Below are 22,265 nucleotides of genomic sequence, written 5' to 3' on the forward strand. Positions count from 1 at the left end.
CGGGCCTCAATCACAAACGGTGGCGAATACTTACTTCAGGCGGGGTGCAGGAACACCGGGGCCGGCCCACGGACTGACGGGGTTGCCCATCCAGTAGGTTCCGGCCGGTACCGTTTCCCCGCGCATTACCAGGGAGGCCGGTCCCACCGTTCCGCCGTGGCCGATGCGCGCCTGCGGGAGGATGACACCGTGCGGTCCCATCGTTGCGCCGTCTTCGAGCGTAACAGGGCCGATGCTCATGATGCGGTCGTGGAACAGGTGCGTCTGCACGACGCAGCCTCGGTTGACGGTGGAGTTCGCCCCAAGGGTGACCAGGTCAGCTTCCGGCAGCCAGTAGCTCTCGCACCATGTTCCGGAGCCAATCCTGGCGCCCAGGGCGCGCAGCCACCAGACAAGGGCCGGCGTGCCGGTGGCTGCCCGGGCGAACCACGGCGCGCTGACCATTTCAATGAATGTATCCACTACTTCGTTCCGCCAGATGAACGAGCTCCAGAGCGGGTGTTCCCCGGCCCTGATGCGGCCGACGAGCACCCATTTGGCAACCACTGCACTGGCAGCAGCCACGGCACCGGCCAGCAGCATCACCATGCCTCCCAGCAGGGCCGCCGCGGCGTAGCCCAAGGATGCGGCGAGCCAGTCCAGGGCCAGCAGCACGCCCACGGCGAGGCCCACCGTGAGCGCCACGGGAACGAACCGGCAGGCCTCCCACAACGCACGTGCCAGCTTCAGCCTGGCTGGCGGCTGGTAGGTGAGCGAACTGTCCGAGGCGATGGCCGTGCGCCGCAGCCGTACGGGCGGGCTGCCCAGCCAGGAGGTTCCGGACTTCGCTTTCGAAGGTGTCGCGGACAGGACGGCCACCAACGAGTTCTTGGGAACATTGCGTCCCGCCCCCGTCATGCCCGAGTTGCCCAGGAACGAGCGTTTGCCGATCTTGGCCGGTGCGATCCGCAACCAGCCGCCGCCAAGCTCGTAGGAGGCCACCATCGTGTCATCCGCCAGGAACGCGCCCTCTCCCACGGTGGTCATCTTGGGAACCAGCAGCACGGTGGAGGCCTCCACGTTCCTGCCGACCTTTGCTCCGAGCAGGCGAAGCCAGACGGGCGTAAAGAGGCTGGCGTAGACGGGAAACAGGAGGTCCCGGGCCAGGTCCAGGACACGTTCGGTAGCCCAGATCTGCCAGCCGATCCGGCTCCGCACGCGGTAGTGGCCCTCCCGCAGGCCCAGCCCAAGCAGGCGCGTGGTTCCCAGGACCAGCAGCAGGTTGGCGGTGAACCAGACCAGGGCGGCAAGGGGCAGGGAGGCCAGCAGGGGCAACCAGGCCTCGGACAGTGAGCTGTGGCCCCGGATGAACAGGAAGGCCACCAGGCAGGCAGCGCCAGCGGAAACGTAGGGGATCATGGCCAGCAGTGCGCTTGCGGCGGCGAAGGCTGTGAACCAGAGCCGGGCCAGCAATGCACCGGTGGCCGGCTGGGCGGGCCAGTTCTGCTTCGCTTTGCCGCGGCGTTCCGCCGGTGAACCGGCCACTACCTGGCCTGCCTTGACCTTGCCCAGGACCGCCGAGCCGGGCTCCACCTGGCCGCCGGCGCCGATGCTGGCGCCGGGCATCAGGGTGCTCCGGGCGCCTACCGTGGCGCCTGCGCCGATCCGGATGGCTCCGATGTGCACGCTGTCACCGTCGATCCACCATCCCGACAGGTCAACTTCGGGCTCCACGTTGGCTCCGGTGCCCAGCGACAGGAGACCGGTGACGGGCGGCAGCGAGTGCAGGTTGACGTTGCTGCCGATTTTCGCGCCCAGGGCCCTTGCGTAGTAGGGCACCCAGGGTGCGCTGGCCAGGCTGACCGCTCCCGCGAGGTCCTGGATCTGCTCAGCCAGCCACAGCCGGAGGTGGACTTTCCCGGATCTGGGATAGGTGCCCGGCTTGACGTTCCGGAGCAGGATCCGGGCCGCTGCAACGGAGATGAGCATGCGCCCGGCAGGGCTGACGAACACCAGCCAGGACGCACCCACCCACCACCAGGACACCGTGGCCGCAGCGGTGAAGCCGGCCAGCCCCGCCAGGAGGTTGTTCGCCGCCATCAGGTACGTCAGCCACCGCATGCCCACGAGGATGTGGAGCGGGACGCCCATCAGCGTCTGGAAAACCTGGGACTTCCGGGCGGTGGGCCGGACCGTGCGCGCTTTGGCAGGGCCGGCGGGGGCGCCGTCCGGCAGTGACTGACGGGCTACATCGATCAGGGCCCCGACGCGGGGCGTGGCGTAGATGTCTGCCACAGTGATCGTGGGGTAGCGGACCCGCAGCGCAGAGACGAGCTGCGCCGCGGCAAGGGATCCGCCCCCGGCCGCAAAAAAATCCGCGTCGAGGCTGGTTGCCTTACTGCCCAGGACAGCGCCCCACTGGTCAACGATCCACTGGGCGTCATCGGGAAGGTTCACCAGGGCGGGGCCTGCGTCGTCGGCTCCGCTGCCGGGGAGCGGCCAGGGCAGGGCATGGCGGTCCACCTTGCCGCTGGTCTTGGTGGGCAGGGAGTCGACGACGGCCAGCAGCGGAATCAACGCAGCTGGAAGGCTGTCAGCGAGGAGCCTGCGGGCGGCGGCCAGGTCCAGCCCAGCAGGCCCGGCCGGCGCAAGGTACCCCACGAGGATCTGGTTCCCGGCCGCCGTCGTCCGGACCGCGGCCGCAGCGCCCGCGATCCCTGGCAGTGCCTGCAGGGCTGCGTCGATTTCTCCCAGTTCGATGCGCCGTCCGCCCAGCTTGACCTGTTCGTCGGCGCGGCCCATAAAGATGAGGCCCTCGGCTTCAAAGCGGACAAGGTCCCCCGAGCGGTAGGCGCGGTCCCAGCCGAGCGTGGGAAAGGACGCATACTTTTCGGCGTCCTTGGCCGCGTCAAGATAGCGGGCAAGCCCAACGCCGCCGATGATGAGCCCGCCAATGCCTCCCGGGGGAACGGGAATCCCGCTGCCGTCCACCACGGCCAGATCCCAGCCGTCCAGCGGGAGGCCGATCCGCACCGGACCCGGGCCGCCCAGGCGCGCAGCGCAGGCCACTACCGTGGCCTCGGTGGGGCCGTAGGTGTTCCACACTTCCCGGCCGTCCACGGCCAGCCGCTCCGCGAGTTCCGGCGGGCACGCCTCCCCGCCGAAGATCAGCAGCCGGACGTTTTCGAGCGCTTCGGCGGGCCAGAGGGCAGCCAGGGTAGGGACGGTGGATACAACCGTGATGCCGTGGCTGATGAGCCAGGGGCCAAGATCCATGCCGGTCCGCACCAGGGCACGGGGCGCAGGGACCAGGCAGGCGCCGTGCCGCCACGCAAGCCACATTTCCTCGCAGGACGCGTCGAACGCCACGGACAGCCCCGCCAGCACCCGGTCCGCCGTTCCAATCGGTTCCGCAGGTAGGAAGATCCGGGCTTCGGCGTCCACGAACGCCGCAGCAGAACGGTGCCGTACAGCAACGCCCTTCGGGGTTCCGGTTGAACCGGAGGTGAAGATCACCCACGCGTCGTCGTCCACGTGCGCGGTCCGGGCTGCCGGATAAGGGGCGGGCCTGCTGCCGGTGAGGCTGATTCCCTTTTCCGTGACGACGGCGGCCACCCCGGCTTCACCGAAGACGAGCCTGGCGCGTTCCTCGGGGTCGTCCGCGTCCACGGGGACATAGGCGGCACCGATGAGCAGGATGGCGAGGATGGAAACGTACAACCTGTTGGTGCCGGAGGGGATCCGCACACCGATCCTGTCCCCGGCGCCCAGCCCAGCCAGGTGCATCTCCCGCCCGGCGGCGCGGACTTCGGCCAGCAGCTGGGCGTAGCTCAGCGACTTGTGGCCGTCGTCGAGGGCCGACGCGTCGGGATAGCGCTCCGCCGTGTCCAGCAGGATGTCAACCAGCGTCCGTGCCGGGGGAGCGGCAGCAGAGCCCGCCAGCTGTGGCTGGTAACGGGCCCGCCCGCGGATCTTGTCCGGGGCCTGTTCCGCGGCATAGCCGTCGGCTGCCCGGCTGCTGCTTTGTTGCTCGGTCACCTGGGCAGTGTCCCGGGGCAAGATGAACGGAAAGTGTCCAGGATTGCCGGCCGTCCATCCGTTGTTCGGCATGAGTTCATCGCGGTTCCTTAGTGTGCCCCCCGAAAGCGGCTGGCCCTATGGAACCAGGACCACCTTGCCGGTGGTCCGGCGCCCCTCGAGGTCGCGGTGCGCCTGGGCGGCCTCAGCCAGCGGGTACTGTCCGCCCACCCTCACTTTCAGGCTGCCGTTGGCGGCGGCCGCGAAGATTTCGTCCGAACGCCAGCGCCGTTCCGCCGCGTCCAGCAGGTGGTGCGCAATGGTTGGCCGGGTCAGGAAGAGCGAGCCGCCCGCGTTAAGGCGCTGCGGGTCCACCGGGGGAACGGGACCCGAGGCTGCGCCGAAAAGCACCAATGTCCCCCTGACGCGCAGGGCGGCCAGCGAGCCGTCGAACGTGTCCTTTCCCACGCCGTCGTACACGACGTCGGCACCCTTGCCGTTGGTGATGTCCCTGACGGCATCGGTAAATCCCTCGTAGCGCAGCACATGGTCCGCGCCGGCGTCGAGGGCGAGCCGTTCTTTTTCATCCGTGGATACGGTGGTGACCACGGTGGCACCCTTGGCCTTGAGCAGCTGGGTCATCAGCAGGCCAACACCGCCGGCGCCGGCGTGGAGCAGCACGGTGTGCCCGGGCTCCACCTTGAAAGTGGAGTTAATCAGGAAATGGGCCGTCATTCCCTGCAGCGGGAGGGCGGCAGCGGTGAGGTCGTCGAGTCCCTCCGGCACGGGCAGGGCCTTGTCCGCATCCACCAGCGCGTAGCCGGCGTAGCAGGCGGTGCCCTCGGCGGTGGCCACCCGGTCTCCTTCCGCGAAGCCGGTCACGCCTTCGCCAAGTCCGGCAACCGTCCCCGCCGCCTCAGAGCCCGGCGTAAACGGATACGGGACCTTGTACACGCCGCTGCGCTTGTAGGTATCGATGAAATTCACTCCTGCCGCACCAACTTTGACCAACAGCTGGCCAGGGCCCGGGAGCGGCCGGTCCACCTCTACATATTCGAGGACTTCCGGGCCGCCCGCCTGCCGTGCGACGATTGCATGCGTCATGGCTCTCCTTCCCCGGGCCCGGCCTTTCCAGCCCCGGCTGCAGGTTCCATCCTAGGGAACCCCGCAGGGAAAGCTTGCAGGGAAAAGCTGCAGGGAAAGCGTGCAGGGAGCCTGCTAAGGGAAACAGGGGCCCCGAGCCGAATCGCCATGGTCGCATGCATAAATATCGGGACTAGTGAATATTCTTGCTGTAAGGTGGAGGCCATGACTATTTCTGTTGCAGTGTCAGGCGCCAGCGGCTATGCCGGGGGAGAAGTCCTGCGACTCCTCGCCGGACATCCGGATGTCACCATTGGAGCCATCACGGCCCACAGCAACGCCGGCTCCCGGCTCGGCGAGCTCCAGCCCCACCTGCACGGACTGGCCAGCCGCATCCTCGAGGACACCACCGTGGAGAACCTGTCCGGCCACGACGTCGTCTTCCTGGCCCTGCCGCACGGTGCCTCGGCCGAAATCGCTGCCCAGCTCCCGGAGGGGACCATCGTCATTGACGCCGGGGCTGACCACCGCCTCGAGGATCCTGCCGTCTGGGAGAAGTTTTATGGCTCTGCCCACGCCGGCACCTGGCCGTATGGCCTGCCGGAACTGCCCGGCCAGCGCGAGGCCCTGAAGGGCGCAAGCCGCATTGCCGTGCCCGGCTGCTATCCGACGTCGGCCCTGCTGGCCTTGACGCCGGGGTTCGCCGCGCACCTCCTGGAGCCCGACGACGTCGTGATCGTGTCCGCCTCCGGCACCTCGGGCGCGGGCAAGGCCGCAAAAGTGAACCTGATCGGCGCCGAGGTGATGGGCTCCATGAGCCCCTACGGCGTGGGCGGCGGACACCGGCATACCCCCGAGATCGAACAGGGACTGTCCAACGCGGCAGGGGAGAAGGTCACGGTGTCCTTTACACCCACCCTGGCGCCCATGAGCCGCGGCATCCTCACCACGGCGACCGCAAGGGTAAAGCCGCAGGCACTCAACGGCACCACGGCCGAACAGCTGCGCCAGGCATGGACCGACGCCTACGAGGACGAACCGTTTGTGCACGTCCTGCCGGAAGGCCAGTGGCCTTCCACCAAGTCCGTGCAGGGGTCCAACCACGCTGCGATGCAGCTTGCCTTTGACGCCCACACCGGCCGCGTGATCGTCACCTGCGTTATCGACAACCTCACCAAAGGGACCGCCGGCGGCGCCGTCCAGTCCATGAACATCGCACTCGGCCTGCCGGAAACCGCCGGCCTTGACCTGCAGGGAGTAGCTCCGTGACCATTACCGCACCTTCCGGATTCCGGGCCGCCGGCATTACCGCAGGACTGAAGGCTTCCGGCAACCCGGACCTTGCCCTGGTGGTCAACGACGGACCGTCCAAGGCTGCCGCCGCAGTCTTCACCAGCAACCGGGTGGCTGCGGCCCCGGTCCACTGGTCCCGCCAGGTGGTTTCCGACGGCCGCGTGGACGCAGTCATCCTCAACTCCGGCGGCGCCAACGCCTGCACTGGGCCCACCGGCTTCCAGAACACGCACAGCACTGCCGAAAAGGTGGCGGAGGTGCTGGGCATCTCCGCCACGGATGTGTTTGTCTGCTCCACGGGCCTGATCGGCGAGCAGCTGCCCATGGACACGATCCTTCCCGGCGTGGAGGCAGCCGCCGCCGCACTCAGCACCGACGGCGGCCCCGAAGCCGGCCTGGCCATCATGACCACCGACTCGGTGCCGAAATCCGCGCTGTTCATCGGCAGCGACGCCGACGGCCAGGAATTCAGCATCGGCGGCATTGCCAAGGGCGCGGGCATGCTCGCTCCCGGCCTGGCAACCATGCTGGTGGTGCTCACCACGGATGCCACGGTGGAGCCGGAAATGCTCGACGTCGTCCTCCGCGACGCCACGCGCATTACCTTCGACCGGGCCGACTCCGACGGATGCATGTCCACCAACGACACCGTGGTGCTGCTGGCCTCCGGCGCGTCCGGCGCTGTTCCCTCCGCCGAAGCGTTTGGCGAGGGCCTGATCAAGGTCTGCGCCGAACTTGCCCGCAAGCTGATCGCGGACGCCGAGGGTGCCAGCCACGACATCGCCATCCGCACTTTCAATGCCGCCAGCGAAGCCGACGCCGAAACCGTCAGCCGGTCCGTAGCCCGTTCCAACCTCTTCAAAGCCGCCATCTTCGGCAAGGACCCCAACTGGGGGCGGGTGCTCTCCGCCGTTGGCACCACCGACGCTGCGTTCGAACCGGACCAGCTGAATGTGGCCATGAACGGGATCCAGATCTGCCGCAACGGCAGCATCGGGGATGACCGCAGCCTGGTGAACCTGGAACCGCGTGAGGTCCTGGTGGAAATCGACCTGCAGGCCGGAGACGCCGAGGCCACCATCTGGACCAACGACCTCACCCACGACTACGTTCACGAGAACAGCGCCTACTCCAGCTAGGGTCCCGTGCCCCCGGCAGAAACCGTTGCGGAAAGTGACAGCATGAACACCCAGACGCGTGAAACCACCAGCATGTCCGACGCCCAGGACAAGGCTGCGACGCTGATTGAGGCCCTGCCCTGGATCCAGCGCTTCGCAGGCACCACCATGGTGGTCAAGTACGGCGGAAACGCCATGGTCAATGATGAGCTCCGCCGCGCCTTTGCCGAGGACATTGTCTTCCTCCACCACGTGGGCATCCATCCCGTGGTGGTCCACGGCGGCGGCCCGCAGATCAACTCCATGCTCGGCAGGCTGGGCATCGAGTCTGAGTTCAAGGGCGGCCTCCGCGTCACCACGCCCGAGGCCATGGATGTGGTCCGCATGGTCCTCACCGGCCAGGTGGGGCGCGAGCTGGTGGGACTGATCAACTCCCACGGCCCCTACGCCGTCGGTATGTCCGGTGAAGACGGCGGGCTGCTGCGCGCGGTCCGCACCGGGACCGTGGTGGACGGCGAAGAGGTGGACCTCGGGCTGGTGGGCGAGGTGGTGGGCGTCGATCCCGCAGGCATCGAGGACATCCTCGGGGCCGGCCGCATCCCCGTCATCTCCACCGTCGCGCCTGAGATCGTGGACGACGGCGACGGCTTCCTCGGCACGGCAGGGTTCCAGACCACCGGCCAGGTCCTCAACGTCAACGCGGACACCGCCGCGGCTGCCGTTGCGTCGGCGCTGGGCGCCTCCAAGCTGGTGATCCTGACCGACGTCGAAGGCCTCTACGCCAACTGGCCGGACAAGTCCTCCCTCATTTCCTCCCTTACGGCCTCGGAACTGCGGGACATGCTGCCGCGGCTCGAATCAGGCATGATCCCCAAGATGGCAGCCTGCCTGAAGGCCATTGACGAGGGTGTGGAACGCGCGCACATCGTGGACGGGCGCCTGCCCCATTCCATGCTTCTTGAAACTTTTACGACGGCGGGCATCGGCACGCAGGTAGTCCCGGACGAGGAGATCAACGGATGAACGCGGTGGAAAAGTCAGCGGTGACGGAGCTCGTGGAGACCACGGGCCACGCCGGCTCCGAGTGGCTGGCACGCTACTCCACCTCCCTGATGGGCGTGTTCGGCACTCCACAGCGTGTGCTGGTCCGGGGCGCCGGCTGCCTGGTCTGGGATGCGGACGGCAAGGAGTACCTGGACCTCCTGGGCGGGATCGCGGTCAACGCGCTGGGCCACGCGAATCCCTTCGTCACGTCCGTCATCTCAAGCCAGCTGGCCACGCTCGGGCATGTCTCGAACTTCTTCACCAGCCCCACGCAGATCGCCCTCGCCGAAAAACTCCTGGCCCTCACCGAGGCGCCGGCCGGTTCCAAGGTGTTCTTCACCAACTCCGGCACCGAGGCCAATGAGGCTGCCTTCAAGCTGGCCCGCCGCAATACGGGTGGGAGCGGCGTGAAGCGGACCAAAATCATCGCCCTCGAAGGCGCGTTCCACGGCCGGACCATGGGCGCACTTGCCCTGACCGCCAAGGAGGCCTACCGGGAGCCGTTTGAGCCGCTGCCCGGCGGCGTGGTGCACATCCCCTTCGGGGACGTCGAGGCGCTCAAAGCCGCAGTGGATGAAACCGTGGCCGCCGTCTTCCTGGAACCCATCCAGGGCGAGGCGGGCGTGCGGCCCCTGCCGTCCGGATACCTTCGGGCCGCTCGGGAGCTCACTGCCCGGGTAGGGGCGCTGCTGATCCTGGACGAGGTGCAGACCGGCATGGGGCGCACCGGCAAGTGGCTTGCCAGCGAGGACGCAGGCATCATGCCCGACGCCGTGACCTTGGCAAAGGGCCTTGGCGGCGGCTTCCCGATCGGTGCGCTGGTCACGTTCGGCGGCCACACGTCGTCGTTGCTGTCCGCGGGCCAGCACGGCACCACGTTCGGCGGCAATCCGGTGGCCACGGCAGCTGCCCTCGCCACGCTCCACGCGATCGAAAGCCAGGACGTCCTGGCGAACGTTGTATCGGTCGGGGAGCACCTGCGTTCCGCGCTGGGGGCCATCCCGGGCGTCACCGAAGTCCGGGGCGAAGGGTTGCTCATCGGCTTCGACCTCGACGCGGACGTGGCCCCCGCCGTGGTGCAGGCGGGCCTGGACGCGGGCTTCATCGTCAACAGCCCGGGTCCCCACACCATCCGGCTTGCGCCGCCGCTGGTCCTCACCGCAGCGCAGGCAGACACCTTCCTGGCCGCCTTCCCGGCCATCCTCCAAGCAGCTAAGGACGCCCAGTGACAACAGCCACCGGCACCACCCGGCACTTCCTCAAGGACACGGACCTCAGCCCCGCAGAGCAGGCCGAGGTCCTGGACCTCGCCGTCCGCATGAAGGCCGCGCCGTACAGCGTGCAGCCTTTCGCTGCCGAGGGCAACGGCCGCAAGACCGTGGCCGTGATCTTCGACAAGACCTCCACCCGGACCCGCGTTTCGTTCGCCACCGGCATCGCGGACATGGGCGGCAATGCGCTGATCATCAACCCGGGCGAGGCGCAGATCGGCCACAAGGAGTCCGTGGAGGACACCGCCAAGGTCCTGGAACGCATGGTGTCCACCATTGTCTGGCGGACCGGCGCCCATGCCGGCCTGGTGGCCATGGCCGAGAACTCCAAGGTGCCGGTCATCAACGCGCTGTGCGATGACTACCACCCGTGCCAGCTGCTCGCGGACCTGCTGGCCGTGAAGGAGCACAAGGGCCAGCTCAAGGGGCTCACCATGAGTTACTTGGGCGACGCGGCCAACAACATGGCGAACTCCTACCTGCTGGCCGGAGTCACGGCCGGCATGCACGTCCGGATTGCCGGGCCCGAGGGCTACCTCCCGGCAGCGGACATCGTGGCAGCCGCGGAGGAACGCGCCGCGGAGACCGGCGGTTCGGTGCTGGTGACCAGTGACGCGGCGGAGGCCCTGAAGGGGGCCGACGTCGTGGCAACGGACACGTGGGTGTCCATGGGCCAGGAAGCCGAGAAGGAAGCCCGCCTCCAGCTGTTCCGGGAGTACTCCGTCGATGAGGCGGCAATGGCACAGGCTGCGGAAGACGCCGTCGTGCTTCACTGCCTGCCCGCCTACCGCGGCTACGAAATCTCCGCGGGCGTCATCGACGGTCCGCAGTCAATCGTCTGGGACGAGGCCGAAAACCGGCTGCACGCCCAGAAGGCCCTGATGGCATGGCTGATGCACCGGTCCGGCCTGGCCTTCGTTGACGGCCTCGCTCCGGTTGAAGGCACCGGGGAGAGCACGTTCTAGTGTCTGCCCAACCGGCGTCGCCGGGCTCCAGCCCGGCAACCAAAACGGCCCGGCAGGCCCGGATCGCGGCCATCCTGACGGGTGAATCGGTGCGTTCCCAGGCTGAGCTGGCGGCCCTGCTGGCGGACGACGGTGTGCAGGTCACCCAGGCGACGCTGTCGCGGGACCTGGTGGAACTCGGCGCTGTCCGGGTGCGCGGCAAGGAGGGCGTGCTTGTCTACGCCGTACCCGGTGAAGGCGGCGAGCGGGCCGCTAAAAGCGGGGTGAGCCAGGAGATCCTGGACGCCCGGCTGGCCCGGCTCTGCAGTGAACTGCTGGTCACGGCGGAGGCCTCGGCCAACATCGCCGTGCTCCGTACCCCGCCGGGCGCCGCCAACTTCCTGGCACTCGCCATTGACCATTCGGTGATGCCGTCCATCCTGGGGACCATCGCCGGGGACGACACCGTGCTGCTGGTCTCCCGGGACCCCGAGGGCGGCCAGGACCTGGCCGCCAGGTTCCTGCAACTGGCTGAAGAAGCGGGGCAATAAGCTTGAAGACAACATCCACAACCCCCAATCCCAAGGAGCATCCAAGTGACTGAACGCATCGTGCTGGCCTACTCAGGCGGCCTGGACACCTCAGTAGCCATCGGCTGGATCGGCGAAGCCACCGGCGCCGAGGTCATCGCCGTGGCAGTCGACGTCGGACAGGGCGGCGAGTCCCTGGAGACCATCCGCCAGCGCGCCCTGGGCTGCGGCGCCGTCGAGGCCTACGTGGCCGACGCCTCCGACGAGTTCGCCAACGAGTACTGCGTCCCCACGCTCAAGGCCAACGCCCTCTACCAGGGCCACTACCCGCTGGTCTCGGCCATCTCCCGCCCGGTCATCGTCAAGCACCTGGTCAAGGCTGCCCGTGAATTCGGCGCCACCACGGTTGCCCACGGCTGCACCGGCAAGGGCAACGACCAGGTCCGCTTCGAAGTGGGCATCCAGACCCTGGGCCCGGACCTGAAGTGCATCGCTCCGGTCCGCGACCTTGCCCTCACCCGCGACAAGGCCATCGCGTTCGCCGAGGAAAAAGGCCTGCCGATCGAGACCACCAAGAAGAACCCGTACTCGATCGACCAGAACGTCTGGGGCCGCGCCGTGGAAACCGGCTACCTCGAAGACATCTGGAACGCCCCCACCAAGGACATCTACGACTACACCGCCACCCCGGAGTTCCCGCCGGCACCGGATGAGGTCATCATTTCCTTCGAAGCCGGCGTTCCGGTGGCGATCGACGGCGTGAAAGTCACCCCGCTGCAGGCCATCAAGGAACTTAACCGCCGCGCCGGCGCCCAGGGCGTGGGCCGGATCGACGTCGTCGAGGACCGCCTGGTGGGCATCAAGTCCCGCGAAATCTATGAAGCACCGGGTGCCATGGCGCTGATCACCGCGCACAAGCACCTCGAGGACATCACCATCGAGCGCGAGCAGGCCCGCTTCAAGGCAACCGTCGGCCAGCGCTGGGCCGAGCTGGTGTACGACGGCCAGTGGTTCTCCCCGCTCAAGCGCTCCCTGGACGCCTTCATCGAGGACACCCAGAAGTACGTCTCCGGCGACATCCGCATGACCCTGCACGGCGGCCAGGCCATCGTGAACGGGCGCCGCTCCGACACGTCGCTCTACGACTTCAACCTGGCCACCTACGACACCGGCGACACCTTCGACCAGTCCATGGCGCGCGGCTTCATCGAGCTGTGGGGCATGTCCGCCAAGGTTGCCTCCGGCCGCGACATCCGGGTCGCAGGTCAGTGACAAGCGCTACAAATACCGGTGCACTGTGGGGCGGCCGGTTCGCCGGCGGCCCCGCCGATGCCCTGGCGGCCCTGAGCAAGTCCACCCACTTCGACTGGCGGCTGGCCCGCTACGACGTCGCCGGCTCCAAGGCCCACGCGCGGGTGCTGCACAAGGCGGGCCTGCTGGACGACGCCGAGCTGGAAGGCATGCTGGCGGCCCTCACCCGGCTGGATGAGGACGTCGCCTCGGGCGCCTATGTGCCGGCCGAATCCGACGAGGACGTGCACGGCTCGCTGGAGCGCGGGCTGATCGAGCGCGCCGGCGCACAGTTGGGCGGCAAGCTCCGCGCCGGCCGGTCCCGCAACGACCAGGTTGCCACGCTGGGCCGGATGTTCCTGCGCGACCACGCCCGGATCATCGCCCGCGGCGTGCTGGCCACCGTGGATGCCCTCGTTGAGCAGGCCAAGGCGCACCACGGCGTTGCCATGCCGGGCCGAACCCACCTGCAGCACGCCCAGCCGGTGCTGCTCAGCCACCATCTCCTGGCCCACGCCTGGGCGCTGCTGCGCGATGTGCAGCGGCTCCAGGACTGGGACAAGCGCGCGGGCGTTTCGCCTTATGGCTCAGGTGCTTTGGCGGGATCTTCACTGGGGCTGGACCCCGAGGCCGTCGCGGCGGACCTGGGATTCTTCTCGGCGGCGCACAACTCGATCGACGGTACCGCGTCCCGCGACGTCTTCGCCGAGTTCGCCTGGGTCTGCTCCATGATCGGGGTGGACCTGTCCCGGATCTCCGAAGAGGTCATCCTGTGGGCCACCAAGGAGTTTTCCTTCGTCACGCTCCATGACTCGTACTCCACGGGGTCGTCCATCATGCCGCAGAAGAAGAACCCGGACGTGGCGGAGCTGGCACGTGGCAAGGCGGGGCGGCTGATCGGCAACCTGACCGGGCTCCTGGCCACGCTCAAGGGCCTGCCGCTGGCGTACAACCGCGACCTGCAGGAGGACAAGGAACCGGTCTTTGATGCCGCGGATACCCTTGAGCTCCTGCTCCCGGCGGTCTCCGGCATGATCGCGACGCTCAAGTTCAACACCGAACGGATGGAGTCGTTGGCGCCGCAGGGCTTCGCCTTGGCCACGGACATCGCGGAGTGGCTGGTCCGCCAGGGCGTCCCGTTCCGCGAGGCGCACGAGCTGTCCGGCGCGGCCGTCAAGCAGGCGGAATCCCGCGGCGTGGAGCTGTGGGACCTGACGGATGAGGAATACGCCGCCATCTCGGAGCACCTCACGCCGGAGGTCCGCACGGTCCTGTCTACTGAGGGATCGCTCAACAGCCGCAACTCCCAAGGCGGAACGGCACCGGCCGCCGTCGAACGCCAACTGGCTGCGCTGGAGGCGGAGCTCGCGGGCGCCCGGGAGTACGCAGCCTGACAGCGACGCTCTCTCACTTAACGTGCCTTTCCAGCCAACGCTCTCTCACTTTCCCCGAGAAAGTGAGAGAGCGTTGGCCATTTTCACGCATCAAGTGAGAGAGCGTTGGGGCGGTGCCGGGGAGGAGGCCCGGGCTACCATGGCCGCATGAGCGAAACCTTCCGGAAGTTCCTTCGCACCCTGCCCGACTTTCCCTCTGACCTGCCCGGCTTCGATCCGGACAAGTCGCCGCAGGACCCGGTCCTGCTCTTCAAGCAGTGGCTGGACGAGGCCCTGGCGGCGGGAGAGCTGCAGCCGCATGCGTGCAGCCTGGCCACGGTTGGCCCCGGTTCCGGCGGTGGACAGCAGCCCTCGTCCAGGATGCTGATCCTGAAGAACATCGACGACGACGGCTGGCACTTTGCCACGTCCCGCGCGTCGCGCAAGGGCAGGGAACTGGGCGGCAACCCGCACGCCGCCCTCAACTTCTACTGGCCATCGCTGGGCCGGCAGGTCCGCGTGGCGGGTCCCGTCGTCGTGCTGTCCGCCGAGGCCTCGGCCAGGGACTGGGCCGAACGGCCGCGTGCGGACGGCAGGGACAACCCTGAGTGGCAGCTGTACGCCATCCGCCCCAGTGAGATCGAGTTCTGGCAGGCCAGCAACGACGGCAACCATATCCGCCACCGCCTGGGCGCGGACGGCGCGCGGCTGGACTAGGCTGGGCGCCATGACCGCCCCCGCACCTGACGCACTGCTCGCCGGAATCCATCAAGCTGCCGATGACGTCACCGCCGACGCCGCCAAGCTCACCGATGCGGACGTGAAGGCTCCGTCCGCCCTGCCCGGTTGGACGCGCGGACACGTCCTGGCCCACCTCACGGGCATCTCGAACGCCATGGCACGGCAGCTTGAGTACGCGGCGCGCGGGGAAAAAATTGAGCTGTACGACGGCGGCATGGACGGCCGGAACAAGGCGATCGACATGGCGGCGGGCCACGATGCCGCTACGCACCGGACGGACCTGGCCGCGGCCCTGGAGCGTGTCCTGCGGGCGTTCGATGCGCTGCCGGGCATCAAGGATTCTTCGGCCAACCGCACCGGCTGGTGGGCGCCCATTTCCTATCGGGGCGGGGTGGTCCTGGACGGTGGCCTGGCCCTCTGGCGCGAGCTCGTCATCCATAACTCCGACCTGCTGACCGGCAGGGGACCGGAAACCTGGAGCCGGCCGTTCTGCGAGCACCTGTTCGACTTCCTCGCAGCCCGCGTCCCGCCGGAGGAGAAGCTGGTCCTGCAGCCGCTTGGCCTGCCGCCCGTCTCTATCGGCAGCGGCAACCGGTCCACCGTGGTCAGCGGCATGGTCACCGATATCGCCGCCTGGCTGGCCGGCCGCACACCCACGTTGGGGAGCCTGCGGGCTTCCGCCGCGGCCGACGGCGTCGACCTGCCGCCGCTGCTGCCCTGGCCGGCCGGGACCCCTGCATCCAAATAGCAGGGTTCCCGTTCGTCAGGCGGCTTGTCAGGCGGCTTCGCGCGCCAACAGGCTCTGTTTGATGGGCAGTCCCCACCGGAAGCCGCCCAGCGACCCGTCCGTCCGGATCACGCGGTGGCAGGGAACAAACAGGGCAGCGGCATTGAAGGCGCAGGCGCTGGCCGCCGCCCGGACGGCCTTCGGGTTGCCGGCCAGCCCGGCATACTCCGTGTACGTCACGGGGGATCCAGGCTGCACCAGCCGGAGCACGTCCCAGGCGTGGGCGCGGAACGGCCCGGACTTCTGCCTCACCGGCACCTGCATGGCCGGCGCCGGATCGCCCGCGTAGAACGCCTCCACGGCAGCCGAGATTTCCCCAAGGTCGGTGACCAGTTCAACCGAAGCGGGCCGCAGGGAGGGGTGGATCTGCCCGGTCAGGTCGCCGGACTTGCCGGTCCAGCCGCTGGAGAGGACCACGCCGTCCTGGGCCAGGATGGTGAACGGTCCGTCCGGGGTGGACATCTGGAGCAACTGGGCCTTCATCGGTTCGCTTTCTCTGCTGTGCTGGTGCGTGCTCTGCTGGTGCCTGCCGCGGCAAGCGCTGCCCGCGGACGCGCGCCGGCAGTGGGCGGGGCCGCCGCCCGCCACAGGTGCATGGTGGCATAGGAGCGCCACGGGCTGACCTCTCGGAAGTCCGGGGTTCGGCCCGCAGCACCCGGGAGACCAGGTCCCGCATTCGCCACGGCCTCCGCCATGCCGCTCAGTGCCTTGATCCCGTTCCGCACCGCCGCGTCGTTGGCCAGGAATACGTCCGGGGCGCCGAGCACCCGCATGGTGAGGTAGCCCACCGTCCACGGTCCAACCCCCGCCAGGGGCAGCAGCTTGGCGGCCAGGCTGGCCGGGTCGTCGCCGTAGCCGAAGTCGAGCCTACCCTCCGCGAGGGCGGAAGCGGCTGCGAGGAGCGCCTCGGTGCGCTTCCGGGGTCCGCGCAGGAGGGCGTGGCCGTCTGCAGCGATCTCCGCTGCCGTGGGGAACATGCGGTCAAGGCCCTCGCCGGGGCTTTGGCTGGGGCGTCCGACGGCGGCCAGTTGGGTGAGTGCGGTCCGCGCCGCAGCGACGGTCACCTGCTGCCCAACCATCGCCCGGACCAGCATTTCCGCGGGATCCAGCGCTCCGGGCATCCTGATTCCGGGGGCACCTGCCACCGCATCCGCAAGCCGGCTGTCCCCGGCCAGCGCGTTGTCAATGGCAAGCGGGTCAGCGTCCAGGTCGAACAGCCTCCGGACGCGGCTCAGCAAGGCCGGCAGGTCGCGGAGGTCCACCGCGCCGATGGTGAGGGTCAGCGGCCGCCCGGGCCCGCCGTCGTCGTAATCCACCCGGAACCGCGCGTCCCCGTGGGGAAGCCGCAGCGTTCGGGCGTAGGACGCCGTGGTTCCAACTTCGATTCCAGGCACGGCGCGCACGGCCAGGAATGTGAAAATCCCGGGGTCGAAAGGTTCCCGGTAGGGGAGGCGGAGGGTGATGGCCGTGGACCCGGCGGGGGCCTTCGGCTGCCGGGCCGCCCGCAGCGCAGTGGGGGTCATGCCGAAGACCTCAAGCATGGTTTCGTTGAACTGCCGGACGCTGCTGAAGCCCGCCGCGAACGCGACGTCCGCCAGCTTCATGGTGGTGGACACCAGCAGGGTCCGGGCGGTCTGCGCCCGGCCGGCCCGGGCCAGCGACAATGGCCCCGCGCCCAGTTCCTGGGTGAGGATGCGGTTGAGCTGGCGGGACGAATAGCCCAGGCGGGCGGCCAGGCCCTCCACGCCGTCCCGGTTGATCACGCCGTCGTTAATGAGCCGCATGGCTCGCCCGGCAATATCCTGGCGCAGGTTCCAGGCGGGTGTCCCCGGAACCGCCTCCGGAAGGCAGCGCTTGCAGGCCCGGTAGCCGGCGTCGTGGGCTGCGGCGGAGGTTTCGTAGAACGTGACGTTGGCTGCTTTGGGGGTCCTGGCCGGGCAGGAGGGGCGGCAGTAGATGCCCGTTGTCCGGACGGCAGTGTAGAACTGCCCGTCGAACCGGGTGTCCCGGGCATCGATTGCCCGGTAGCGCTGCCAGAAGTCCATTCCTCCATCCTGCCAGCCGGGCAGTGCCCCGGCTAGCGGAAATCGGACACGGCCGTTTCCCCTGCTGATACCGGAATTCCCGGTTTTGGCGTCCGGCTTTGGATAGAGTCTCGCCATGAGCAGAAATCCGCTGGCCGGCGCATCGCTGAGGGATTTCCTGTCCGGGGATGCCCGCGAGCTGGCCCCGCTGCTGCTGGGCGCGGTGCTGACGCACGAGTCGCGGGAGGGCACGGTGTCCGTCCGGCTCACCGAGGTGGAGGCCTACCTGGGGCCCGAGGATTCCCTGCATCCTGACCCCGGATCCCACACCTACCGCGGGCCCACGCCCCGCAATGCACCCATGTTTGGCCCGGCCGGACACCTCTACGTCTACTTCACCTACGGAATGCATCACTGCACCAACCTCGTGTGCGGACCGGAAGGAACGGCCTCGGCCCTGCTGTTGCGGGCCGGGGAGATCGTGGACGGCGTGGAACTGGCGCGGCGCCGGCGCCCCACCTCCAAGGGCCCCGCCGACCTCGCAAGGGGCCCCGCCCGGCTGGCCAAGGCTATGGGCATGACGACGGCGGACAGCGGACGCGATGCGCTGACCCCGCCTTTCGGGCTGGTGCTTCCGCCCCGCCCCAGCCAGCCGGTCAGTTCAGGCCCCCGGGTGGGGGTCTCCGGTGCAGGCGGAACGGACCGGTACTCGTGGCGCTTCTGGATCACCGGCGACCCCACCGTCTCCCAGTACAAGGCAGCCAAGCCCAAGAGGGCAAAACCGGATCCGGCCGGGTTTCACAGGCATTAACGGAAATGGTTGTAGAATGGTAGGTCTGTCTTTTGCGATAGGGGAACGTTAAATGCTCGACGCCGATTTGGCCCACGAACGGGACTATGTTGCCGGCCTGTATGCGCGGCTGGAAGAGCTGCGCGAGGAAAAACGCCGCCAGCTGGCGCAGGTCCGCCGGGCCGGGGCCGTGGGCACCATGCAGAACGTCTCCGAGCGTGACGCATTCGCGGCCCTGTATGAGGACCGCCTGGCACAGCTCGATGCCGTGGACGACCGGCTGGTCTTCGGCCGCCTGGACCTGGACTCGGGGGAAGCGCAGTACATAGGCCGTATCGGCCTCACCACCGAGGACCTGCAACGGCTGATGGTGGACTGGCGCGCGCCCGAGGCCGGCCATTTCTACCAGGCCACCGCGTTTGACCGGCAGGGCGTGCGTCGCCGCCGGCACCTCATTTTGCAGGGGCGTGAGGTGAAGGCCATCGAGGATGACGTCCTTGATGCGGGCATGCTTGCCGACAACGAATCGCTGCAGGGCGAGGGCGCCCTCCTGGCCGCGCTGAATTCCAAGCGCACCGGCCGGATGTCGGACATCGTCAGCACCATCCAGTCCGAGCAGGACCGCATCATCCGCTCCTCGATTTCCGGTGCGCTGGTGGTGCAGGGCGGGCCCGGCACCGGCAAGACCGCCGTTGCCCTGCACCGCGCCGCCTACCTGCTCTACACCCACCGCGACCGCCTCAAGACCGCCGGCGTACTGCTGGTGGGCCCGTCGTCGTCGTTCATGAAGTACATCGAACGGGTGCTGCCATCCCTCGGCGAGACCGGCGTGGTCATGGCCAGCCTGGGCCGTCTTATGCCCGGAATCCACGCTGTGCCCGAGCCGGACGCCGCAGTTGCCGCCATCAAGGGGCGGCTGGACATGGCCGGCGTCGTGGCAAATGCCGTGGCCAACCGGCAGCGGATGCCCGCCGAGGACCGGATCCTCGAAGTCGACGGCCGCAAACTCGTGCTGACCCAGCGCCAGGTGCGCCGGGCACGGGAACGGGCACGCTCCACCGGCAAGCCCCACAACGAGGCACGCGTGACGTTCGTCAAGATCCTGCTGCGGGAACTGACCGAACAGATGACCGAGCTCGTTGAGGCCGGGAACATCGGCAACAACGCCGACCGCTCCTACCTGGCTGAAGATGTGCGCAGCGCGCGTGACGTGCGGATCGCCCTCAACCTTTGCTGGATGCCCATGACACCGGAAAAGCTGATCTCCGAGCTCTTCAGCAAGCCGGCAATCCTGGAAGCCTGCACGCCCAAGCTGACCGCCGCGGAGCGTGCCCTGCTGCTGCGCCCCGCGGACGCGCCCTGGACGGAATCCGACGTGCCCCTGCTGGATGAGGCTGCCGAGCTGCTCGGCGAGCTTGATGCGGCGGCCGGGCGTGGACTCGCCCAGCAGGAACACGACCGTGCCCGGGACCTTGCGAACGCGAAGCAGACGCTGGTCAACATGGAGGCGGCCGGCGTGGACCCGCTGATGTCTGCCGAGGAACTGGCCGAGCAGAACCAGGAGCAGGAAGCGCGGCAGACCGCGGCCGAGCGTGCCACCAGCGACCGCACTTGGGCCTTTGGCCACATCGTGGTGGACGAGGCGCAGGAGCTTTCGCCCATGCAGTGGCGACTGCTGGTCCGCCGTTGCCCCCTGAAGTCCTTCACGATCGTCGGGGACATCGCGCAGACGAGCTCAGTTGCCGGGGCCAATTCGTGGCAGGGCGCGCTTGCTCCGATGTTCGGTGAGCGCTGGCAGCTGGAGGAGCTGACGGTCAACTACCGGACTCCCTCACAGATCGCCGAAGCCGCGGTCCGGATGGCCAACGCTGCCGGACTGGTGGTCTCGGCGCCCAAGGCTGTCCGCGAAGGGCGCTGGTCGCCCATCATTGATGAGGTGGAGCGGGGCCAGGTTGTCAGCCGCCTTGTTGAGGTCCTGTCCGAGGAACTGGACGCGCTCGACGGCGGGCTCCTCGCCGTCATCGCGGACGGCGCCTTCCTGCCGGAAGCCACCGCAGCCCTGCGCGCCGCCTACGGGCGCCGCGTAGGAACAGGTGCCGGCAGCTATGAGCAGGACATCGTGGTGATCAGCCCGCGTGAAGCGAAGGGCCTGGAGTTCGACGGCGTCGTGGTGCTTGAGCCGTCCATGATGCTCAACCACGAGCACGGCAAGGTGGGGGACCTGTACGTGGCGATGACCCGTGCCACCCAGCGGCTCCGGCTTATCGCATCGGAACCTGTGCCGGCCGGGATCAAGCGCTGATCCGGCGTGGCGCAATACTGCTAACTTAGAAGGCGTGCCAGAACTCAACAGCCTCGAATCGCAGCAGAACGACCCCACTTTTGCCAACGTGTGGCAGGAGCTGAAATGGCGTGGCCTGGTCCACGTCTCCACCGATGAAGCAGAGCTCGAAAAACTGCTCGCCGGTGGGCCGGTGACGTACTATTGCGGCTTTGATCCCACCGCGCCGAGCCTGCACTTGGGCAACCTCGTCCAGCTCCTGCTTATGCGGCGGCTGCAGCTGGCCGGCCACAAGCCGCTCGGGCTTGTGGGCGGTTCCACCGGGATGATCGGCGATCCCCGCCCCACCGCCGAGCGCACCCTGAACACCAAGGACACCGTGGCCGAGTGGGTGGGCTACCTCCAGGCGCAGGTCCGCCGGTTCCTCAGCTTCGAGGGCGACAACGCAGCCCGGATGGTCAACAATCTGGACTGGACAGCGCCGCTGAGCGCCATCGACTTCCTGCGCGACGTGGGAAAGCACTTCCGCGTGGGAACCATGCTGCGCAAGGACGCCGTGGCCTCCCGGCTGAGCTCGGATGAGGGCATCAGCTACACAGAATTCAGCTACCAGATCCTGCAGGGGATGGATTACCTCCAGCTTTACCGCGATTACGGCTGCGTGCTGCAGACCGGCGGCTCCGACCAGTGGGGCAACCTCACCAGCGGAACCGAGCTGATCCGCAAGGTGGAGGGCAAGAGCGTCCATGCCCTGGGAACCCCGCTGATCACCAATGCTGACGGCACCAAGTTCGGCAAGAGCGAGGGCAACGCCATCTGGCTCGACGCCGGCATGTGCAGCCCGTATGCCTTCTACCAGTTCTGGGTCAACACGGCGGATGCCGATGTTGTGAACCGGCTGAAGGTCTTCACTTTCCTTACTCGGGCTGAGATCGAAGAAATTGCCGTAGCTGTGGCTGAGCGCCCCTTCGCCCGTGAAGGCCAGCGCAAGCTCGCCTACGAAGTGACGTCCCTCGTGCATGGGGTCGACGCCACGGAAAAGGTTATTGCGGCATCCGCAGCGCTGTTCGGCAACGGTGACCTTACTGCCCTCGACAAGTCCACCCTCCAGGCGGCCACCTCCGAGCTTCCCTCCGCCACCGTGCAGGTGGATGCCATGGGAATCGTGGACCTGCTGGTTGCTTCGGGTCTTTCCGAAAGCAAGTCGGCGGCTCGACGCACTGTAGGCGAAGGCGGAGCCTACGTCAACAACGAGAAGGTCTCCGACCCTGAAGCCGTGATTTCAGAGTCCGAACTCCTGCACGGGCAGTACCTCCTTTTGCGCCGCGGAAAGAAGAACCTTGCCACGGTGGAAGTCCTGGTTCCCTAGGCTTTCACCCGCCCGAGAAGACGCCTTGCACGCTCCTCCGCAGCCGATTTGCACGGCCGCGGGGGAGCGTGTAATGTTTTCTGAGTCGCCGCCGCTGAAGCGGAAAAATAGCGACAAACCCCCAAACAAAAAGTGAAGCAGCTTCACGATGTGCGGAAGCACTGAAGGAAGAAATGCTTCACTTTCTGATGGGCGGATTCATTCTCCAGAGTGAATTCCGGGAAAACAACCGGATTTGCAAAGTGAAAATGAATGAAATAAGATTGAAACATCGCAGCGAAGAAATACGAAATAGAAATTCATTGAATGAATTGTTTCGGGAATATTCGAA

At 67.8% G+C, this 22,265-nt stretch carries 17 protein-coding genes; 13 read left to right on the forward strand and 4 right to left on the reverse strand.

Translation table 11 applies throughout. From position 1 onward, the window contains the following. Positions 1–30: 30 nt before the first annotated feature. A complete protein-coding gene (locus FHJ30_RS08000; protein WP_139028756.1) occupies positions 31–4,089 on the reverse strand; it encodes a Pls/PosA family non-ribosomal peptide synthetase in 4,059 nt (1,352 codons plus the stop codon). Positions 4,090–4,134: 45 nt separating this feature from the next. Continuing rightward, complete coding sequence (locus FHJ30_RS08005) at positions 4,135–5,100, reverse strand: quinone oxidoreductase (RefSeq protein ID WP_139028757.1); 966 nt, start codon at positions 5,098–5,100, stop codon at positions 4,135–4,137. Between the two features lie 204 nt (positions 5,101–5,304). On the opposite strand from FHJ30_RS08005, the gene argC reads away from it, so the two are divergent. The 10 genes from argC (at position 5,305) to FHJ30_RS08055 (ending at position 15,431) form a co-directional block, all read left to right on the forward strand. Next, a complete protein-coding gene (argC, locus tag FHJ30_RS08010; protein WP_139028758.1) occupies positions 5,305–6,348 on the forward strand; it encodes an N-acetyl-gamma-glutamyl-phosphate reductase in 1,044 nt (347 codons plus the stop codon). After that, positions 6,345–7,511 carry a bifunctional glutamate N-acetyltransferase/amino-acid acetyltransferase ArgJ gene (gene argJ / locus FHJ30_RS08015; protein WP_139028759.1) on the forward strand — a complete coding sequence of 389 codons (1,167 nt, stop codon included), beginning with the start codon at positions 6,345–6,347 and terminating at the stop codon, positions 7,509–7,511. Before argC ends, argJ begins: the two co-directional genes overlap by 4 nt. 42 nt (positions 7,512–7,553) lie before the next feature. After that, positions 7,554–8,513, forward strand: a complete 960-nt coding sequence (gene argB, locus FHJ30_RS08020; protein WP_139028760.1) for an acetylglutamate kinase — start codon at positions 7,554–7,556, stop codon at positions 8,511–8,513. Next, on the forward strand, positions 8,510–9,763 hold the full coding sequence (locus tag FHJ30_RS08025; RefSeq protein WP_139028761.1) for an acetylornithine transaminase: 1,254 nt from the start codon (positions 8,510–8,512) through the stop codon (positions 9,761–9,763). Before argB ends, FHJ30_RS08025 begins: the two co-directional genes overlap by 4 nt. Then, complete coding sequence (gene argF, locus FHJ30_RS08030) at positions 9,760–10,770, forward strand: ornithine carbamoyltransferase (RefSeq protein WP_139028762.1); 1,011 nt, start codon at positions 9,760–9,762, stop codon at positions 10,768–10,770. The genes FHJ30_RS08025 and argF overlap by 4 nt, the downstream gene beginning before the upstream one ends. After that, positions 10,770–11,300, forward strand: coding sequence for an arginine repressor (locus FHJ30_RS08035; RefSeq protein WP_139028763.1), 531 nt, complete (start codon positions 10,770–10,772; stop codon positions 11,298–11,300). The genes argF and FHJ30_RS08035 overlap by 1 nt, the downstream gene beginning before the upstream one ends. A gap of 45 nt (positions 11,301–11,345) precedes the next feature. Further along, complete coding sequence (locus tag FHJ30_RS08040; protein ID WP_139028764.1) at positions 11,346–12,551, forward strand: argininosuccinate synthase; 1,206 nt, start codon at positions 11,346–11,348, stop codon at positions 12,549–12,551. Continuing rightward, a complete protein-coding gene (argH, locus tag FHJ30_RS08045; protein WP_139028765.1) occupies positions 12,548–13,963 on the forward strand; it encodes an argininosuccinate lyase in 1,416 nt (471 codons plus the stop codon). Before FHJ30_RS08040 ends, argH begins: the two co-directional genes overlap by 4 nt. A gap of 147 nt (positions 13,964–14,110) precedes the next feature. Continuing rightward, positions 14,111–14,659, forward strand: coding sequence for a pyridoxal 5'-phosphate synthase (locus tag FHJ30_RS08050; protein ID WP_139028766.1), 549 nt, complete (start codon positions 14,111–14,113; stop codon positions 14,657–14,659). Between the two features lie 10 nt (positions 14,660–14,669). Further along, positions 14,670–15,431, forward strand: coding sequence for a maleylpyruvate isomerase family mycothiol-dependent enzyme (locus FHJ30_RS08055; RefSeq protein ID WP_139028767.1), 762 nt, complete (start codon positions 14,670–14,672; stop codon positions 15,429–15,431). Positions 15,432–15,458: 27 nt separating this feature from the next. On the opposite strand, the gene FHJ30_RS08060 is transcribed toward FHJ30_RS08055, so the two are convergent. Together FHJ30_RS08060 and FHJ30_RS08065 are read right to left on the reverse strand one after the other, a co-directional pair. After that, positions 15,459–15,953, reverse strand: coding sequence for a methylated-DNA--[protein]-cysteine S-methyltransferase (locus FHJ30_RS08060; RefSeq protein WP_139028768.1), 495 nt, complete (start codon positions 15,951–15,953; stop codon positions 15,459–15,461). Beyond that, positions 15,950–17,515 (reverse strand): DNA-3-methyladenine glycosylase 2 family protein, encoded by a 1,566-nt coding sequence (locus tag FHJ30_RS08065; protein ID WP_139028769.1) that lies wholly within the window; start codon positions 17,513–17,515, stop codon positions 15,950–15,952. The genes FHJ30_RS08060 and FHJ30_RS08065 overlap by 4 nt, the downstream gene beginning before the upstream one ends. Before the next feature lie 115 nt (positions 17,516–17,630). Here FHJ30_RS08065 and FHJ30_RS08070 point away from each other — a divergent pair, with 115 nt between their 5' ends. The 3 genes from FHJ30_RS08070 to tyrS are packed head-to-tail and all read left to right on the forward strand — an operon-like array spanning position 17,631 to position 21,934. Next, positions 17,631–18,305 (forward strand): DNA-3-methyladenine glycosylase, encoded by a 675-nt coding sequence (locus FHJ30_RS08070; RefSeq protein WP_139028770.1) that lies wholly within the window; start codon positions 17,631–17,633, stop codon positions 18,303–18,305. A gap of 52 nt (positions 18,306–18,357) precedes the next feature. After that, positions 18,358–20,586, forward strand: coding sequence for an AAA family ATPase (locus FHJ30_RS08075; RefSeq protein WP_139028771.1), 2,229 nt, complete (start codon positions 18,358–18,360; stop codon positions 20,584–20,586). 34 nt (positions 20,587–20,620) lie between these two features. Further along, the gene (gene tyrS / locus FHJ30_RS08080) at positions 20,621–21,934 is read left to right on the forward strand and encodes a tyrosine--tRNA ligase (RefSeq protein ID WP_139028772.1); all 1,314 of its coding nucleotides are present in this window, start codon (positions 20,621–20,623) and stop codon (positions 21,932–21,934) included. Positions 21,935–22,265 lie beyond the last annotated feature (331 nt).

It is taken from the genome of Arthrobacter sp. BB-1, assembly GCF_006151685.1.
Taxonomy (GTDB): Bacteria; Actinomycetota; Actinomycetes; order Actinomycetales; family Micrococcaceae; genus Arthrobacter.

What these genes read in the sequence shown, in the direction of transcription:
- FHJ30_RS08055 (WP_139028767.1), top strand. Translation starts at nt 14,670, where the DNA reads ATGACCGCCCCCGCACCTGACGCACTGCTCGCCGGAATCCATCAAGCT.
- FHJ30_RS08000 (WP_139028756.1), bottom strand. Translation starts at nt 4,089, where the DNA reads ATGCCGAACAACGGATGGACGGCCGGCAATCCTGGACACTTTCCGTTC.
- FHJ30_RS08075 (WP_139028771.1), top strand. Translation starts at nt 18,358, where the DNA reads ATGCTCGACGCCGATTTGGCCCACGAACGGGACTATGTTGCCGGCCTG.
- argB (WP_139028760.1), top strand. Translation starts at nt 7,554, where the DNA reads ATGAACACCCAGACGCGTGAAACCACCAGCATGTCCGACGCCCAGGAC.
- FHJ30_RS08005 (WP_139028757.1), bottom strand. Translation starts at nt 5,100, where the DNA reads ATGACGCATGCAATCGTCGCACGGCAGGCGGGCGGCCCGGAAGTCCTC.
- FHJ30_RS08065 (WP_139028769.1), bottom strand. Translation starts at nt 17,515, where the DNA reads ATGGACTTCTGGCAGCGCTACCGGGCAATCGATGCCCGGGACACCCGG.
- argC (WP_139028758.1), top strand. Translation starts at nt 5,305, where the DNA reads ATGACTATTTCTGTTGCAGTGTCAGGCGCCAGCGGCTATGCCGGGGGA.
- FHJ30_RS08050 (WP_139028766.1), top strand. Translation starts at nt 14,111, where the DNA reads ATGAGCGAAACCTTCCGGAAGTTCCTTCGCACCCTGCCCGACTTTCCC.
- FHJ30_RS08025 (WP_139028761.1), top strand. Translation starts at nt 8,510, where the DNA reads ATGAACGCGGTGGAAAAGTCAGCGGTGACGGAGCTCGTGGAGACCACG.
- FHJ30_RS08060 (WP_139028768.1), bottom strand. Translation starts at nt 15,953, where the DNA reads ATGAAGGCCCAGTTGCTCCAGATGTCCACCCCGGACGGACCGTTCACC.
- FHJ30_RS08070 (WP_139028770.1), top strand. Translation starts at nt 17,631, where the DNA reads ATGAGCAGAAATCCGCTGGCCGGCGCATCGCTGAGGGATTTCCTGTCC.